Below are 15,537 nucleotides of genomic sequence, written 5' to 3' on the forward strand. Positions count from 1 at the left end.
GACGATGCCGGAATGGGTGCTGCATGCCGCGATGGCGGTGAAACATTCGCGTATGGACTGGTTGGGTCTTTCCAACCTGATCTTGATTTCTTCCGCCCCGCCCTTGATGCTCGCGGCGATGACGAATTTTGGATTGTGGATGCTGACGGACTGGCGACTGTTCGAGTGGCTTCTGCGCCTTGCGCTCGGCGTCGCGGCGATCAGCGTTTACTGTGCGTTTCTGTGCACCAACATGTGGCTGATGAACTGCCTCGGGATTGTTTCGTCGCTGAACGCATATGCGACCTGGATCGCGGGGTAACGGCGGCTGCGGAACAGCCGGATGCGCGCGGGGAGCATGAACAGGGCGACGGTATGCCGCGTCGCCGCGACCTGTACGCCGGGCCCGGCGGGCGGACTGATCGCCGCATCGAGCGGCAGGGTCTTTTGGGCCTGATTCTGCGGGAGCGGGTTCTGCGGGCGGCGTCCGCCATATCCGTCGGTCAGCATATACTTTTCCTGCGCAAGGAGCGCGCCCCGGACTGCGGAGACGCTCAAAAGACGCAATTGCGCATCGGCGCGATTGTGGACCGTGACGCTCAGAGCGATCCATTGCGGCTGGCCTTCTATCGGCGTCTCGACAACCTCCAGTATGGGAAGCTTTCGCGCATTGGCAGCCTCGGCGGCGCGCGCCTGACGGCGGGCATAGCAGGCCGACAAGAGCGCGCCGATGGCCGAGAGAGCGGACAGTCCGGCTGTGATGTTCGCCAGCGCCGTGTCCGGGTTGGAAAAGACGGCTGCAAGACACTCCTCCATTCTCTTTCTCCTGTGTGGGTTGCATCCGCAGGAGACCATGCGCGCCGCCGGCTGTCCAGCGGGCGGCGGCGCGCCTTTGCACAGAAAGGCGCAATCCATGGATAGACGTTTTGACATGGGCGATTTCCGTGAGGTCGCCACCACCGGTCAATTTGGCCAATGGCTCGAAGGCAAGGATGTGCTCGACGGCTGGAGGCGCATCGGCGCGTTTCGCGATGCGCGCGGCGTTTACCTGGTGAGCGTCGAGCCGCTGATGCTGCACGGTCGGCCCGTGCGATTTGCGGACGACGCCCGGAGCGGCGAGGCCTCGACATGAACAGGTTGCCTTCTCGCCGTTACCATTCCCTCGGCGGCGAGCGCCTGCCCCCAGCCATTGCAGCGTTAGGCGGACCTTCCGCCAGAGCTGGCGGACCTTCCGATGGCTGGGGGCTTTTTTACTGCTCATGTCGCGGCTCTCCTTACGTGAGTTGATGGCGGCATAAATCCCGGCCTCGCGGGGAAAAGCGAGGAATCACGGCAGACGGTTTTTTCCTTGACCTTGGCGCAGGGGGTTTTCGTGCATTCTATCAGGACCATTTCCGATGAAGAGCGCCGGGCGCTCAAGGGCATGACGGCGGCGGCGCTGAAATTCGTGGGGCTCTCCGCCTTTCAGTTTCTGACCCGCGTGAAAGTGTCGGCGCTGTCGAAATACGGCTCCGCCGGCGAAGAGCATCGCGACGATTTCATCCCTGTTGACGTAGCTGTCGAGGCGGACCGGGCCTGCGGCGAGCCGCTGATCATCGGCGAGGCGGCGCGCATGCTCGGCTATCGGCTGGTGAAGGATGACGGCGCTGAAGACAGTGTCTCGCCGGCGCAGGTGGTGGCGCTCGGCGCGCAGGCCAGCCGGACGATCGAGGCGGCGTATCGGGCGGTCGAAGATCTGCGCATCGACGCGCGCGAGCGGGCGGAGCTGACGCCGATGCTGATCGAGCTGCAGCGCAAGACGGCGGATATGCTGAGCCGCGTGGCGGGAGGGGCGCGATGAGCAGCCTGGCCCTGGAGCGCGCGCGCGCCAAAAATCGCAAAATTCCCGACGACGAGGTGATCTACGCCGCCATCAAGGCCGGGCACGATCATTTCGAGATTGCCGCAGCGCATGGCGGCGAACCGGGGCTCATTCGCATGCATATCAAGCGCAAGGGATGGGACAAGGGCGCGCCGCTCGAACTGGGGATGCGGGTGTGGCCATCGGATGCGCAATTCTCCGCATGGATCGATGAGGGGTTGAGCCATTTCGACATGGCCGGGGCGACCGGATTTCACTGCGACACGATCCGTCAGCGCCTGAAAATGCGCGGGCTTTGGGAGGCCTATCAAGCCAAACAAAGCGCGATCAAGGCTATCGCGCGCCCATCGCGCAGCCAGCGGCGACCGGAAAATGACGGCAGGCGCGTGGTGCTGGACGGGATCACCAGACCTGACGGGACGCGGATCGCGGCGACGGTGTCGCTGCCGCGCGTGAGCATGATTGCGGGCTGGAAAGGCAAGCCGGACTGGCGGGACGGCGAGGGGGCGGGGGTATGAATGCGCTCACGCCACTGGATAGTTCCGGCACCATTACGCTCGTCGACATGGATAGTTCCGGCATCGTCGCGCTCATCGACCGGGCGCGAAGCCTTTTTGACGAGGGCGATGTGATGAATGCGCGGCTGATGGCTGGCGCTGCCTATGACCAGGCGGCGCAGGCGGTGAAGCTGGCGGAAAAGGTGCAGGCTTCAGAACGGCTGCTGGAGAAATCGCGGCGGATGCATGCGGACGCCTTGATTATAGAGTCCCAGTGCAAGATCCGGATTGCCGAACTTTGGAATGCCGCGAAGGCTGAAGGGAAAGTCTCGCCAGGTGGGCGCCCAAAGGCCGGGAAACAACGCCTTCCTACGGCGGTGGATTTTGGGGCCACTCGCAAGGAGTTGCATGAATTCAACATCATCCGCAGCGCGGAAGAGAGATCGCCGGGCCTGATCTCTAGACTGGTCAGTGAACGGCTCAAAATGAGGCTTGCCCCAAGCAGGGCGGATATTGTCAGAGCGGCAAAAAGCTGCGCCTCACAGGCTAAAAATAACCCATTTACCGGCCTGAAGTTACGCTCTGGCGAGAGGATCGCCGAATTGTCGTGGCGAGAAATTGAGCGTGTTTTGAAAGATCACGAAGAGGACATTAAGCTTCTTCGGCGTGTGATGGCGATCGGAGTTCCCGCCTCAGAAGAAGTCAAGGTTCGCGAGATCATCAGCGCCGACAAGCTACGCGAGATCGTTGGCGAGGTGCGCCGATGAACGCGCCAGCCATTGTGACCAACCAAGATTTCATTGCCAAGCAAGACGATATCGAATGCGCCATTCGCGAAGTGCAGCGCCTGTTCGACGACGGCGATCTGGCGCGCGCGCGGCACTTGGCGCGTCGGGTTTACAACGAGGCGGTTCAAGCGTCGGACCTGGCGAACAAGGCCAAAGTATCCGAAGAGCTGCGGGCAAAGGCGCGGCTGTTGCGGGCCAATGCCGTGCGGATCGAATCTCTCTGCACGATCTCGATTGCCGACTATGTCGACGATGCGCAGGCCAAAGGGATGATGCCGAAAAAGGGTAGGCCGAATAATATTTCCGTTGGAAATATTTTCACGCTGGACGATCTCGGCATGTCGCCGAAACAGCTGCATGAGGCGCGCGCGCTGCGCGACCATGTGCGCACACAGCCGGGCTTTATCGATGCGGTTATCCAGACGCAGCTTGACCAAGGGCTGGAGCCGTCACGCGCCGCCGTAAAGCATGCGATCGGCACCAAAACCGCCAGCAAGGAGGATCGCGGCGACAATCTTTACCAGACGCCGATCGAGGGCATTCGCACGCTGATGGCGCGTGAGCGGTTTTTGCCCATCGTGCTGGAGCCTTCCTGCGGGCGCGGGGCGATTTCCGGGCCGATGGGGGAGGCGGGGTATGACGTCATCCTCTCCGATCTCAATGATTACGCGACAGCGGACAGGCATGGCGAGCTGCAGCATGTGGCGGATTTCCTCAGCCTGACGCGCGACCAGGTGCTGGGCTGGACAGGGGGCGACGACTTCGACCTGGTGACCAATCCGCCCTATGGCGATGTGCTCAACGGCTATATCGCGCATGCGCTGAAGCGCATCAAGCCGCGCAAGATGGCGCTGCTGCTCAACCTGAATTTCCTGTGCGGCCATACGAGCGAGGACCGCAAGCTGGCGCGGGAGACGGCGAGCCGGATCATCGTGCATGTGCGGCGCCTGCCGATGATGCATCGCGACGGCTGGGAGGGCAAAGAGGCCACCAGCCAGATGAACACGATGTGGCTGATCTGGGAGCGCGACGCGGAGGGCGGCTATAGCGGGCCTGCCGTGACCGAATATGCCGATTATGAGGACTATGCCTCCGGGCCGGTGATGTCGCCGCTCGGCTGGGCGGATGTCGTGAGGGCCGGCGAGATCCCGATCGAGGAGGATGACGAGGATTTCACGCGTGAGACGCCGCGCGTGGCGATGGAGGACCGTGTGGCGGAGTTTCGTGCGGCCGCTGAGGCTTTCGTCGCGGCGCGCGACAGCGTGACGATGGTGGAGCTGCGCAAGGCATTGAGCGTGCGGCAGCTGCTTGCCGAGGCGCTGATTGCCGATCTCATCGAACGCGGTTTGATTTTAACGCCTGACGGCGATGGGTGGTGTTTGCGCGCCTTGCCTGGCGGCATTCAGCCGTACCCGGCGCAGGTCGACGACGAAGGCTATGCGCAAGCGCTGGTGCTGGTGCGCAAGACGGGCAAGGCGAGCGCGGCGATGCTGCAAAAGGCCATGCAGATCCGCTGGTATACGGCCAATGCGCATGTGGAGCGGATGGAGCGCGACGGCGTGGTGAGCGCCAAGAATGCGGCCGGGCGGCGGCAGGTGCTGGCATGAGCGCGGCGCTGCCAATCATCGACGAACTCAACGACATGGGCGCGCGGATGACCGTGGCGGCCTGGCTGCAGCGCTGCCCGCTCGGGTTGATCGCCCTGCATCACGACAAGATCCGCAAGCTGCTGATCAAGAAGGGCTTTGCCGAGGCGGTGACATGCCTGGAGGCGGAGCTGGCGCTGTCCATGAGCGTGCGCGCGCCGGACGGGACATTTCAACAGGGGCCGAATTTCAGCGCGCATCTGGCGCGGGGGGAAATGCGGATTGCGGCCAAGGGGCCGGAGAGGGACGGGGGGCTGGCATGAGCCAAGTCAGATTTTCAGTGATCCCCGCTTGGGTGGTGACGGATCCGCGCCTGAAAGGGCGGGATTTGCAGGTGCTGTGCCTGCTGGGCCGCCATACCGATCGCGGCGGATGGTGCCGGCGCAGCCAGGTGAAGATGGCCGGTGAAATGGGCGTGGCGCGCTCTACGGTGCAGGCGTCGCTCGATCGGCTGTATGGTCTCGGCGTCGTAGAGAAACATCAGCAGCAAAGCGCCGATGGCCGCGACAGCGCGCATTGGTATCGCGTCATTCTTGACCAGCCGCCGCCGGCGGGCTTTGCATTTGCTGCATGGCTGAATGAGGACGGTGAGAATGATATTTCCGAGACTGAGGACGTTGCCGAAAATGCTGGCTCCACCCCTGCCGATATATCGGCAGGGGGTGCCGGTCCAGAGCTGGCACCCCCTGCCGGCTCTGGACCGGCACCTATTAACGTCCCCTCTTTAACGCCCCCTGATCAACGAAAAGAGAGAGAGGGCGCGAGCGCGAGGTCTGGAGGAGCGAGAGCAGAGACGGCTGTGGATGACGAGGGCGACGACGAGGCGCGGCTCTTGCGCCGGGTGAAGGCGATGGAAGTTGGGCGCGGCGGCGGACAGGCCTGGCCGGGATGCATCGGATCATCGACGAGTTGGGCGGCGGGACATTTCGCCAAGCTGACGCCTGAGGAGCGGCGGACGGCCGAAGAACGGCGCGACGCCTATCTGGCGCTCTGTGCTGCGCAGAAGGTGAAGCCGGTGGCGCTGGGCGTGTATTTCCGCGACCGGAAATGGGAGGGCGTGGCGGATGCGACGATTGCAGCGCGGGCCGCGTCGCGCATCAAGGCCGCGCCGTTCGGGCCTGTGTGGGCAGGCATGAAGGCGCTGGCGCTGGCGGCGGGGCCGAAGCGGATCGAGCTTCCTGATGATGTGCAACGCGAGGTGACGGCGGCCTATGAGGCGTTTGCGTCGCGCTCAGCGACGACAGCGAGCCGCTATCTGATCAGCAAAGGCCTGCGGGTTGAGGGCGGCAGGCTGGTGTTTCCGGCTGATTTTCGCGAGCGGGAGATTGCGCGGCGGGTGACGAGCCAAGGATATCCCGAGGTGAACCATCTGCATGACGAGGCGGGAAAGCGCGAGGCCGTGGTGTGTGAGGCGCGGTTTGCGGGGCTCAAGGATCTCTGCGAGCCGGTTCCTGTCGGCTCGGCGCTCTATGAAGCGTGGCGGGCTGAGCATGAGCGGCGCGGCTGGCCTTGGCATCCGGACCCCGGCGGCATGCGGGTGGTGTATTTCCCCAAAGGCGGGCCGGAGGGATTTGACGCTTGGTCTGAGGCGGCGAAGTCGGCGGTGGATGGAGGCGAGGGATGCTGATGATGGCGCATATCCAGATCGACAAGGGCTTCGACATCCGCGCCATCAAGGACAGAATGACTGCTGAGGAGGCGACGATTGCGGTGTCGCGGATCGCCATGGCGAGCGAGACGGTGGCGGAGGAGTGCGACAGGCGGGTGTGGATCTGCCTGCATGTGCGCGCCGGTCGCGAGAAGATTGTGGAAAACCTCCTGATCAAGGCAGGCGTGAAGGCGCTCTCGCCGCGCTATGAACCAGAGGAAGTGGTGCGTCGCGGACGTAAGATCATCAAGCCTGGCGGGCCGATGTTGCCGGGTTATGTGATGGTGCATTGCGGGTATTTGTGGCAGGCGTTCGCCGGGCTTGAGGCGATCGAGCATGTGCATGGCGTGGTGGGCGGCGTGATGAAGCCGCTTGTGGTGAGTGAGAGAAGCCTGAATGATTTCATTGATTTGGCGGCTAAATCCGCCAAGGCGAAAGAGACGCCTTTGAACGGGTGGATGGTGGGCGAGACGGCGCGGATCAAGGCCGGGCCTTTCGTTTCTTTCGAGTGCAACATTGTGACGCTGACCAAGAAGAAGGCGGAGGTGGAGGTCAGTATTTTTGGCCGTGCGAACAAGATGACATTGCCGCTTGCGACTCTCGAAAAACTGTGAGAGTCATTTGTCACTAGGACGAGTTGAGATCCCTGTGCATCCTTTGACGCCATGGCAGGACCATGGCGGAGCGAGGCGAAAGCCTCCAGGCGGGTAGCCGGTCAACCCCTTTCCTGAGCCCCTCGGATGAGGGCAGCGATTCAGGGACAGTGCGTAAGCTATGAGATGATGACAGATGAGCCGGCGGAGACGCCGGCTTTTGTGTGTTTAGAGTATGGTTCTCAAGTCTCTGCCTCCGCGCCTTGGCCCTGATCGTTCGCGCTCTGGCGGAAACTCAAGACAAGAGGCGGAAGCCGAGCGCTTGAGAGAGCGCGACCGTTCGGTCAAATGGCGCGGTTGGTATAAGACCGAGAGATGGCGCAGGCTGCGCGAAGAGGTGCTTATCCGTGATGGATACATCTGCCAACAAACGGGCGTGATCTGCTCGGGCAAGTATCCTGCGCGGAACAGTCCCGTCGCTGACCACAAAGAGCCGCATCGTGGCGATGAGGCGTTGTTCTGGGATATCAACAATATCCAGACCGTCAGTAAGGAATATCACGACACGGTCAAGCAGAAGCAGGAGCGCGCCCAACCGCGCGGCATTCTCGACTTCTGATCAAAGGGAGGGGGAGGGTCGAAACCTCAGACCCCTCATCCTATGGACCCGCGTCCCCCACATTCAGAGATTTTTTCCTGTGGTGAGCGAAATTTCTTCGGAGGCCAAGATCTTCGACCTCTTTGGAAAAGAGGTTGAGCCGATCCGTGACCGGCGTGGTCGTCCGTCGTTTAAGAAAGACAAGGCGAATCAAGACTTTGTCATGGTGCGCGTTGCTGCGGGCTGGACGCATAAGCGCATTTCCGAAGACATGGGCATCGACGAAAAGACTTTGCGCAAACATTTTTCCCGTGAGCTGGAAATGGGGGCGGTCTTTGTGGATGGGCTTATCCTTGATGTCCTTATGAAGCGTGTTCGTGATGGACATACGCCTTCGATCAAAGAACTGCGGGCAAGGCTGCAAGAGGCTGGGCCGCAAGCGCCTCGCAATCGGCCTGGTCATGGCAAGAATGAAGCCGATGACGAAAGCGAAGAGGACGCCGATGTCGCTGAAGTCGCCGCGCCGGTTGGTAAAAAGGAGCAGCGCATTCAGGACGCGCAGATGATCCCCGAAGATTACGGCGATATCTTCGAGCGCATGAACAGGCGGCATTGATGAGCGGGGTTTCCTTTGCTTGTCCAGACTGGTTTGACCGGCTCAAGGATGGACGGACGCCTATCCCTGATCTTCCGCTCGATCCGGTTCTCGCTGATTGCGCTGTGGCGTTGTTCAACAAATTGCGAGTGCCCGATATTCGCGGCATGCCGACGATGGAGGAGGTCGCCGGTGAATGGATGCGTGACATCGTTCGCGCAGCATTCGGCTCCATAGACGCTGTCACCGGAAAGCGGTTTGTCGGCGAGGTCTTTAACCTGGTGCCGAAAAAGAACGGCAAGACGACAAACGCGGCAGCTCTCGGGTTGATTGCGTTGATGATGAACCGGCGCCCGAACATAGACGGGATGATTGTTGGGCCGACGCAGGAAGTGGCGCAAAAATGCTTTGAGCAGGCAAGCGCCATGATCGCCGCCGACGAATATCTGAACCGGCGTTTTCGCGTTATCGAGCATAAAAAGACAATACTGGATTTGCATGTGGATCCCGAAACCGGCGTTCGCATGAATGCGAAGCTCAAGATCAAGAGCTTTGATCCAAAAGTGGTGACTGGCTCCATTCCTGCCTTCGCCATTCTCGATGAGCTGCATGTCATGGCGCATGCGAGCTTTGCCAGCCGCGTCATCGGGCAGATCCGGGGTGGGATGATCACGAATGAAGAAAGCCTTCTGATCATCATCACGACGCAATCCGAGGTGCCGCCGTTCGGTGTTTTCAAAGATGAACTGAATTATGCGCGGGGCGTTCGCGATGGCAGGATCACCCAAGACGTTCGCATGTTGCCGATCCTCTATGAATTCCCCGAGGCCATGCAGATATCGCGCGACAAGCCCTGGCGCGATCCGGCGAACTGGCCGTTGGTGCTGCCGAATCTAGGACGATCGGTAACGGTTGATCGCCTTCGCTCGGAATGGAACACCGCGCAGGAAAAAGGTGAGTCGAGCGCGCGTGAGTGGGCCTCGCAGCATCTCAATGTCCAGATCGGACTAGCGCTGCATTCTGATCGCTGGATCGGAGCGGATTATTGGGAGGCGGCGGCGGATCGGCGCATCACACTCGACTATATCAAGCAAAACTCCGATGTTGTCGTTGTGGGCGGGGATGTCGGAGGTCTTGAGGATCTTTGGGGGCTTGCTGTTCTTGGCCGGCATAAGGTCACGCGCCACTGGATGCTTTGGGTGAAGGCTTGGTGCCAGCCGATCGTTCTTGAGCGGCACAAGGAGATTGCCGAAAAGCTGCGGGGGTTTGAGGCTGATGGCGATCTCGTCATTTGCGACCGCGTCACGCAGGACGCCGAGGAGGCCGCCGCCATCATTGTTGATCTTCGTGATTGCGGCCTCCTGCCGAACGAGGGCGGCATTGGGCTCGACCCTGCTGGCGTTCCCGCGTTGCTCGAAGAGTTGGCGCTTTATGGAGTTGGGTCGCCTTGCACGGCGTCTGTCAGCCAGGGTTACCGGCTTTCTGCGGCAATCTTCGGCACGGAACGGAAGCTGGCCGATGGAACTTTTAAGCATTGCGGATCTCCTTTGCTGCTTGATTGCGTTGGCAACGTCATGGCTGAAGCGCGGGGGCAGAACATCTATCTGCAGAAGCGTTCGGCTTCTGCAAAGATTGACCCGCTGATGGCGGGATTCAACGCCGTCGAGATGATGAGCCGGAACCCGGACGCCGCAGTCGCTGCGACATCGCCCTGGGATGACCCCAATTTTTCGCTGTTAGGATCGCTCAATGGGTAAGACCAAGGCCGCCAGGCGTGAACAGCGTAGCGCCACGATAGAGAACCCGACAGTTCCCGTGAGCGCCGAGAATTTCATGGCGTTTTTCGGGATCGCGACTGCGGATCTACCGCATGTGACGGTTGACTCTGCGCTGTCTGTTCCGGCTGTGCTGGCAGCGGTCACTTTTCTTTCTCGCACGTTGGCGGCCCTGCCGAAGCGTGTGAAGCGCGAAGCAAAAGATGGAGAGGAACTCGTCGGGGGACGTATCCAGGCGCTGGTCGATGATGCGCCAAACGACGAAGAGGGCGCATTCAAATTCTGGCAGTATTTTTGGCAGCAGGTGTTTACTGGCGGACGGGGATTGGCCTGGATCGAGAGAAGCGGCAATACCGTTCTCAATCTTTGGGCGCTTGACCCAAATCGAACAACGATTTCCCGCATTGGCGGAAAGCTCCGTTATAGCTGTGACGGTGTGACCTACGATGCCTCGGAAGTCATCGATATTCCGTTCATGCTCCGCCATGACCGCACGTTGCACTATGGTCCGATCGGGCGTGCCGCAAAAGCTATTCAGCTTGCTCTTGCGATGAACGATTATGGGTCGAACTTCTTCGCCGGCGGCGGTGTTCCACCGCTTTCGCTTGAAGGGCCTTTGCCTGCGGGCGGCGATGCTCTTAAGCGCGCGCAGTCGGATATCAGGCGCTCGATCGATGCGGCCAAGAGCAGCAACGACCCGGTGTTTCCGATTCCGGCTGGCTACAAGCTCAACCCTGTGGGCTTCGATCCGGCCAAGGGGCAGATGGTCGAAGCGAGGCTATTTCAGATTCAGGAAATCGCGCGTGCATGGCAGATCCCGCCCAACTTCCTACAGGATCTCAGCAAGGCGACGTTTGCTAATGTCGAGCAGGGCGATCTCTATCTGGTGAAGCATCTGATCGGGCAATGGGCGCAGGCGGCTGAAGACGAACTTAGCCTCAAACTGTTTGGCCGGTTTTCGAACCGCTATGTCGAGCACGATCTCGATGGATTGATGCGCGGTGACTTCCTGTCGCGCATGAATGGTCTTGCCCAAGCAATCCAGACCGCGCAGCTGACACCAAATGAGGCGCGCGCCGCGAATGGCCGGTCGCGGCATTCAAACCCGAAGGCAAACGATCTCTTGATTCAGGGGGCGACGGTTCCGCTCGGGACATCGTCACCGTCTGGCGGCGGCAATCCGCTGGGCGCCGATTCAAACGCAAATGGTGGGGATGGCAATGTCAGCCAATGAGATCGAACATCGCAGCGTTGTAATTCCCGTCGAGTATAGGGACGCTGATGGCGAGAAATCTATGGCCGTGGCTGGCTATGCTGCTGTCTTCGGTCAGAAGGCGCAGATCTGCGCTGATTTTGTCGAAGTTTTTGCGCGGGGCGCGTTTCAGAATTCTTTGCGTTCGGCTGATGTCAGAGCTTATTTCGGCCATGATCGCTCTCGCGTCCTGGGTCGCGCTAAGGCGCGGACGTTGCGCGTCAAGGAGGACAGTAAGGGCCTCGCTGTAGAAATTGATCTGCCTGATACAACGGATGGACGCGACGCGCGCACGCTAATTGCGCGCGGCGATATCTCCGGTATGTCGATCGGTTTTCGGACTGTTCGCGACGAGTGGGATATGTCGCAACAGCCGGCGCTCCGCACCATCCACGAAGCGACATTGCTCGAAGTCTCCATTGTGTCCGAGCCGGCCTATGACGGCACGTCCATCGCTCTCCGCTCGCTCGACGCTGCTCGCAGTGAGCAGCGGCAGAAGAATTTCAGCGCCGCCGCGCGTCGCGTCGGTATGAAAATTTCCCTCGACCTGACCACCAGGCTGAGGAGTAAAGCCTAGGCTCCCGCCGAAGCCCAATCCCTTCAACCCATCGAAAGGAAATGCGATGTCTGTTCGCATCAAGGAACTGCGGGAAAAGCAGGCGACCCATGTCGCCGAAGCCCGCGAACGTCTGGATCAGATCGGCAAGACCACCGACGAGGCCCGCGCCAAGGAGCTCGAAACTCAGCATGACGCCGCCATGGCGGAATATGACCGGCTGGAAAAGCTGATCGAGCGCGAAGAGCGCTTCGCCGTGATCGAGAAAAGCGTCGCTGAACGCGAAGAGGAAAGCCGCGCCGCGCGCCGGCCTGGCTCGAAAGCGAGCATCGAAGGGCGCGGCACCGACGAGGGCGAGAGCAAGCTCGAATATCGCTCCGTGTTTCACAAATTTCTGCGCGAGGGCGCCGATATCAGCGCTATGAGCACCGAAGAGCGTGCAGTGCTCAAATCCGGCATCGACGAGCGGGCGGCTGTCGAATTGCGCGCGCAGACTGCTGGCACCACGACCGCCGGCGGCTTCACCGTGCCGACTGAGCTGGACGCCAACATCATCCGGTCGATGAAGGCCTGGGGGCCGATGTATGACGAGGACATCTGCACGACAATTTCGACGGCGTCTGGCTCGGCGCTCAAGCTCCCGACGGTCGATGATACGGCGGTGACTGCGGTGTCGCACACCGAAGCAACGGCGCTAACCGATACCGGCGCAAAGGATGTCACTTTCGGCCAAAAGTCTCTCGACGCGTATGTGTTCGACACGCAGTTCGTGCGCTGGTCGATGGAGCTGTCGCAGGACTCGATCATCAATGTCGAGGCGCTGCTGGCCTCGCTCCTGGCCGAACGCCTTGGTCGCATTGCCAATAGCCAGTTGACGATCGGATCTGGCTCAAGTGCGCCGAATGGCGTCGTCACCGCTGCTACCCTCGGCAAGACGGCGGCAGCGACCGGGGCGATCACCTGGGATGAAATCATCGATCTCGAGCACTCTGTCGACCCCGCCTATCGGACTTCGCCGAAGGCCCGCTACATGTTCAACGATTCTACGCTGCAGGCTTGCCGGAAGCTCAAGGATGGCCAAGGCAATTATCTCTGGCAGATGGGCGATGTGCAGAAGGGCGTTCCGGGCTCGTTCAATGGTCGGCCCTACAGCATCAATCAGGCGATGGCGCCGATCGCCACCGGCGCCAAAACCGTGCTGTTTGGCGACTTCGGCAAATATTTCGTTCGCAAGGTCGGTGGCATCACCATCGGCGTGTTGCGCGAGCGCTTCTGGCCGGATCTCGGTATTGCCGGCTTGATCCGCTTCGACGGCGAATTGGGCGACAGCGCCGCCATCAAGTATTTGCAGCAGGCCTGAGATTGGCTTGTATCGGCGGGCGCTGTCTGCGCCCGCTTCACAAACCAATGGAGTGGATCATGAAAATCAAGATGCTTGAAAGCATGGCGGGCGTCGGATTTGCGCTCGCGATCGGTGAAGAGACTGATCGGTTTGGCGACGAAGAGGCCAAGCGGATCATCAAGGCCGGCTTTGCCGAAAAGGCAGCTCCCCCTGTTGTCAAGAAGCCGGCAACCAAGGCGGAATGGGATGCAGAGCGCGAAACGCTGCTTGCCGATCGCGCCAGCGAACAGGAGGAGCTTGCCATGCTTAAGGAGCAGCAGGCGGCTCTTCAGGCTCGCCTTGATCAACTGGAGGGCTTCCACGCTTCGGTGATCGCGTCGCTTCCGGCGACGGCGGGCGTCGAAACGACCGAAGCCGCTGCTGCTCCCGAGATCCGCTGATGGCCTGGTTGGCGGCAAAGGTTACCACACCGCCAAGCGGCGAGCCGGTGTCATTGGCGCAGGTTCGGCAGCGGCTGCGCATCGACGCGACCGACGATGATAATGATATCGAGAGCATGATCCGCGAGGCGCGAGATCATGTGGAGCGGTATTGTAACCTCCGGCTTTCGCCGCAGGTGATGGAATTGCAGTGCGATAGCTTTGGCGATTTCAACAGGATCTCCGTCAGTCCTATCCGCGGTCTTGGGGCAATTTCTTACATCGACGCCACGGGATTAGAGCAGACGCTCTCCAGCGATGTCTATGAGTTGATCTCGCCGATGGATCTTGAATTTGCCATCACGCTCCGCAGGCTGCGGGCGTGGCCGCAAATTGAGTCAGGGTCGCGGATCACAGTTGTTGTGAATGCCGGATTTAGCGACGTGCCGCCCGCCATTCGTTCGGCAATTTATCTTCATGTAGCCGCTGGATTCGAGAAGCGAGAGGATGCACCCGATCAGGGTGCGACAACCTTTGATCGTCTTCTCTCAAATTTTCGGCGCAGCTTTTGACGCTGTGGCGCGGGTTCGGTTCCTTGAGGATTTTGATTACCGACCGTCCGCGTTTTGCGGGCGGGTGGATATTGCGTATCTGGCCGGGATGGAATTGCCGGTGAAGCGCGAATGTGCGGATGCCGCGATTGCGGCGGGCAAGGCTGTCGAGATCAAGGGGCATCGACGCGATGAGCGGAAAGACTGGCGGCGGGGCGTTGAATGAGCGGGTGACGCTGTCGCGGCCTGTCGCTCAAGAGAATGACTATGGCGGCTCTGTGGATGGCTTTGAGACCGTGACGACGGTCGCGGCCAAATTCACGCCGATGCGCGGCGGCGAGACGCTGATTGCGGCGCGGCTGACGGGGCGGTCGGTGGTGGTGGCGCGCATCCGCGCATCGACCTTGACGCGGCAGGCGCGGCCTGACTGGCGGTTGACCGACGCGCGCGCTGCGACAGTCTATAACATCCGTGATGTTATCTTGTCTGACGATCGCGCCTATCTCGATCTGCTGTGCGAAAGCGGGGTTGCGTCATGAGCATGAAGATCAAGAACCGCGACCGGCTGATCCGCAAACTGGCGATGATTCCGCAGGTCGTGCGCGATGAGCTGACCAAAGCGCTCGACAAGTCTGGCAAGGAAATGAGCGACCTGGCGCAGCGGTTTGCCCCTGTCGACAGCGGCGCGCTCAAGGCCTCGATCGGTTACCAGTTCGGCGACTATGCGGCCGACAACGCCAATGTGCGCGGGGTCAATTCCGGCGGTGGCGGCCATGATCTGGCGGTGACCGTTCATGCCGGATCGAAAGACGCATGGTATGCCTCGCTCGTCGAATTCGGCACATCGTCGCATGAAATCACGGCAAAGAATTCGGCAGTGCTGGCCGATGGCGTCAAGATCTATGGACGCAAGGTCAAGCATCCCGGCTCCAATGCGCAGCCGTTCTTTTTCCCCGCCTATCGGCTTACCAAAAAGCGGGCCAAGGGCCGGCTAAAGCGGGCCATGTCGGCAGGCTGCAAAAAAGCGGTGCAGGGATGATCGGGCCTGAATTTCAGAAGGTGGTGCGTCTGGCGCTCGTCGCTGGCGATGTATGCGGCGGGCGCGTTCATGACCGCGTGCCGAGCACTGCCGTGTTTCCCTATGGGCAACTCGGCGAAGAGCAGGTGATCGACGACGGCAATTCCTGCGGCGATGCATGGGAGGTCTATCTTGACCTGCATTTGTGGTCGCGGCCTGACGACGGCTCCAAGCGTGAGCTGAAGGACCAGGCCAAGGCTGCGGGCGCCGCCATCAAGGGCATTGGGGCAAGCGCCATCGCAGGCCTGCGCATCACCGATATTGTGGCGGAATCTTTTCGGGCGATCGATGACCCGGACGGAATTACCAAGCACGGAATTCTCACTATCCGGGCGCTCGTTGACGAGGCCTGACAAAGG

The 15,537-nt window shown here is 60.9% G+C and carries 22 protein-coding genes; 21 read left to right on the top strand and 1 reads right to left on the bottom strand.

From position 1 onward, the window contains the following. Nucleotides 1–4 precede the first annotated feature (4 nt). Nucleotides 5–301: a hypothetical protein gene (locus tag M2360_RS04505; protein WP_280773191.1), complete on the top strand. Its 297-nt coding sequence runs from the start codon at nucleotides 5–7 to the stop codon at nucleotides 299–301. Here M2360_RS04505 and M2360_RS04510 read toward each other — a convergent pair. After that, the gene (locus M2360_RS04510) at nucleotides 208–834 is read right to left on the bottom strand and encodes a hypothetical protein (RefSeq protein WP_280773192.1); all 627 of its coding nucleotides are present in this window, start codon (nucleotides 832–834) and stop codon (nucleotides 208–210) included. The genes M2360_RS04505 and M2360_RS04510 overlap by 94 nt on opposite strands. Before the next feature lie 58 nt (nucleotides 835–892). Here M2360_RS04510 and M2360_RS04515 point away from each other — a divergent pair, with 58 nt between their 5' ends. From M2360_RS04515 to M2360_RS04610, 20 genes are all read left to right on the top strand, one after another. Further along, complete coding sequence (locus M2360_RS04515; protein WP_280773193.1) at nucleotides 893–1,111, top strand: hypothetical protein; 219 nt, start codon at nucleotides 893–895, stop codon at nucleotides 1,109–1,111. 240 nt (nucleotides 1,112–1,351) lie between these two features. Further along, complete coding sequence (locus M2360_RS04520; RefSeq protein WP_280773194.1) at nucleotides 1,352–1,819, top strand: hypothetical protein; 468 nt, start codon at nucleotides 1,352–1,354, stop codon at nucleotides 1,817–1,819. Continuing rightward, on the top strand, nucleotides 1,816–2,358 hold the full coding sequence (locus M2360_RS04525) for a hypothetical protein (protein WP_280773195.1): 543 nt from the start codon (nucleotides 1,816–1,818) through the stop codon (nucleotides 2,356–2,358). Before M2360_RS04520 ends, M2360_RS04525 begins: the two co-directional genes overlap by 4 nt. Continuing rightward, nucleotides 2,355–3,104 (top strand): hypothetical protein, encoded by a 750-nt coding sequence (locus M2360_RS04530; protein ID WP_280773196.1) that lies wholly within the window; start codon nucleotides 2,355–2,357, stop codon nucleotides 3,102–3,104. Before M2360_RS04525 ends, M2360_RS04530 begins: the two co-directional genes overlap by 4 nt. Continuing rightward, complete coding sequence (locus M2360_RS04535) at nucleotides 3,101–4,732, top strand: DNA translocase FtsK (protein WP_280773197.1); 1,632 nt, start codon at nucleotides 3,101–3,103, stop codon at nucleotides 4,730–4,732. Before M2360_RS04530 ends, M2360_RS04535 begins: the two co-directional genes overlap by 4 nt. After that, entirely contained in the window at nucleotides 4,729–5,034 is a 306-nt protein-coding gene (locus M2360_RS04540; protein ID WP_280773198.1) for a hypothetical protein, read from the top strand. The genes M2360_RS04535 and M2360_RS04540 overlap by 4 nt, the downstream gene beginning before the upstream one ends. Next, the gene (locus tag M2360_RS04545; protein WP_280773199.1) at nucleotides 5,031–6,398 is read left to right on the top strand and encodes a hypothetical protein; all 1,368 of its coding nucleotides are present in this window, start codon (nucleotides 5,031–5,033) and stop codon (nucleotides 6,396–6,398) included. The genes M2360_RS04540 and M2360_RS04545 overlap by 4 nt, the downstream gene beginning before the upstream one ends. Further along, nucleotides 6,392–7,033, top strand: coding sequence for a transcription termination/antitermination NusG family protein (locus M2360_RS04550; protein ID WP_280773200.1), 642 nt, complete (start codon nucleotides 6,392–6,394; stop codon nucleotides 7,031–7,033). The genes M2360_RS04545 and M2360_RS04550 overlap by 7 nt, the downstream gene beginning before the upstream one ends. A 301-nt stretch (nucleotides 7,034–7,334) precedes the next feature. After that, nucleotides 7,335–7,631 carry an HNH endonuclease gene (locus M2360_RS04555; RefSeq protein ID WP_280773201.1) on the top strand — a complete coding sequence of 99 codons (297 nt, stop codon included), beginning with the start codon at nucleotides 7,335–7,337 and terminating at the stop codon, nucleotides 7,629–7,631. A gap of 82 nt (nucleotides 7,632–7,713) precedes the next feature. Continuing rightward, nucleotides 7,714–8,226, top strand: a complete 513-nt coding sequence (locus tag M2360_RS04560; protein WP_280773202.1) for a hypothetical protein — start codon at nucleotides 7,714–7,716, stop codon at nucleotides 8,224–8,226. After that, nucleotides 8,226–9,962, top strand: a complete 1,737-nt coding sequence (locus tag M2360_RS04565; protein WP_280773203.1) for a terminase large subunit — start codon at nucleotides 8,226–8,228, stop codon at nucleotides 9,960–9,962. Before M2360_RS04560 ends, M2360_RS04565 begins: the two co-directional genes overlap by 1 nt. Continuing rightward, nucleotides 9,955–11,214, top strand: coding sequence for a phage portal protein (locus M2360_RS04570; protein WP_280773204.1), 1,260 nt, complete (start codon nucleotides 9,955–9,957; stop codon nucleotides 11,212–11,214). Before M2360_RS04565 ends, M2360_RS04570 begins: the two co-directional genes overlap by 8 nt. Next, a complete protein-coding gene (locus M2360_RS04575) occupies nucleotides 11,201–11,809 on the top strand; it encodes an HK97 family phage prohead protease (protein ID WP_280773205.1) in 609 nt (202 codons plus the stop codon). Before M2360_RS04570 ends, M2360_RS04575 begins: the two co-directional genes overlap by 14 nt. Nucleotides 11,810–11,855: 46 nt before the next feature. Further along, the gene (locus tag M2360_RS04580; RefSeq protein WP_280773206.1) at nucleotides 11,856–13,148 is read left to right on the top strand and encodes a phage major capsid protein; all 1,293 of its coding nucleotides are present in this window, start codon (nucleotides 11,856–11,858) and stop codon (nucleotides 13,146–13,148) included. Nucleotides 13,149–13,207: 59 nt separating this feature from the next. After that, complete coding sequence (locus M2360_RS04585) at nucleotides 13,208–13,570, top strand: hypothetical protein (RefSeq protein WP_280773207.1); 363 nt, start codon at nucleotides 13,208–13,210, stop codon at nucleotides 13,568–13,570. Next, nucleotides 13,570–14,121, top strand: coding sequence for a head-tail connector protein (locus M2360_RS04590; RefSeq protein ID WP_280773208.1), 552 nt, complete (start codon nucleotides 13,570–13,572; stop codon nucleotides 14,119–14,121). Before M2360_RS04585 ends, M2360_RS04590 begins: the two co-directional genes overlap by 1 nt. Continuing rightward, the gene (locus M2360_RS04595) at nucleotides 14,084–14,326 is read left to right on the top strand and encodes a hypothetical protein (protein ID WP_280773209.1); all 243 of its coding nucleotides are present in this window, start codon (nucleotides 14,084–14,086) and stop codon (nucleotides 14,324–14,326) included. Before M2360_RS04590 ends, M2360_RS04595 begins: the two co-directional genes overlap by 38 nt. Continuing rightward, a complete protein-coding gene (locus M2360_RS04600; protein ID WP_280773210.1) occupies nucleotides 14,292–14,639 on the top strand; it encodes a phage head closure protein in 348 nt (115 codons plus the stop codon). Before M2360_RS04595 ends, M2360_RS04600 begins: the two co-directional genes overlap by 35 nt. Further along, a complete protein-coding gene (locus M2360_RS04605; RefSeq protein WP_280773211.1) occupies nucleotides 14,636–15,139 on the top strand; it encodes an HK97-gp10 family putative phage morphogenesis protein in 504 nt (167 codons plus the stop codon). Before M2360_RS04600 ends, M2360_RS04605 begins: the two co-directional genes overlap by 4 nt. Further along, nucleotides 15,136–15,531 (top strand): DUF3168 domain-containing protein, encoded by a 396-nt coding sequence (locus M2360_RS04610; RefSeq protein ID WP_280773212.1) that lies wholly within the window; start codon nucleotides 15,136–15,138, stop codon nucleotides 15,529–15,531. Before M2360_RS04605 ends, M2360_RS04610 begins: the two co-directional genes overlap by 4 nt. Nucleotides 15,532–15,537 lie beyond the last annotated feature (6 nt).

Origin of the sequence: Rhizobium sp. SG_E_25_P2 (assembly GCF_029892285.1) — a bacterium.
Lineage (GTDB): Bacteria > Pseudomonadota > Alphaproteobacteria > Rhizobiales > Rhizobiaceae > Rhizobium_E.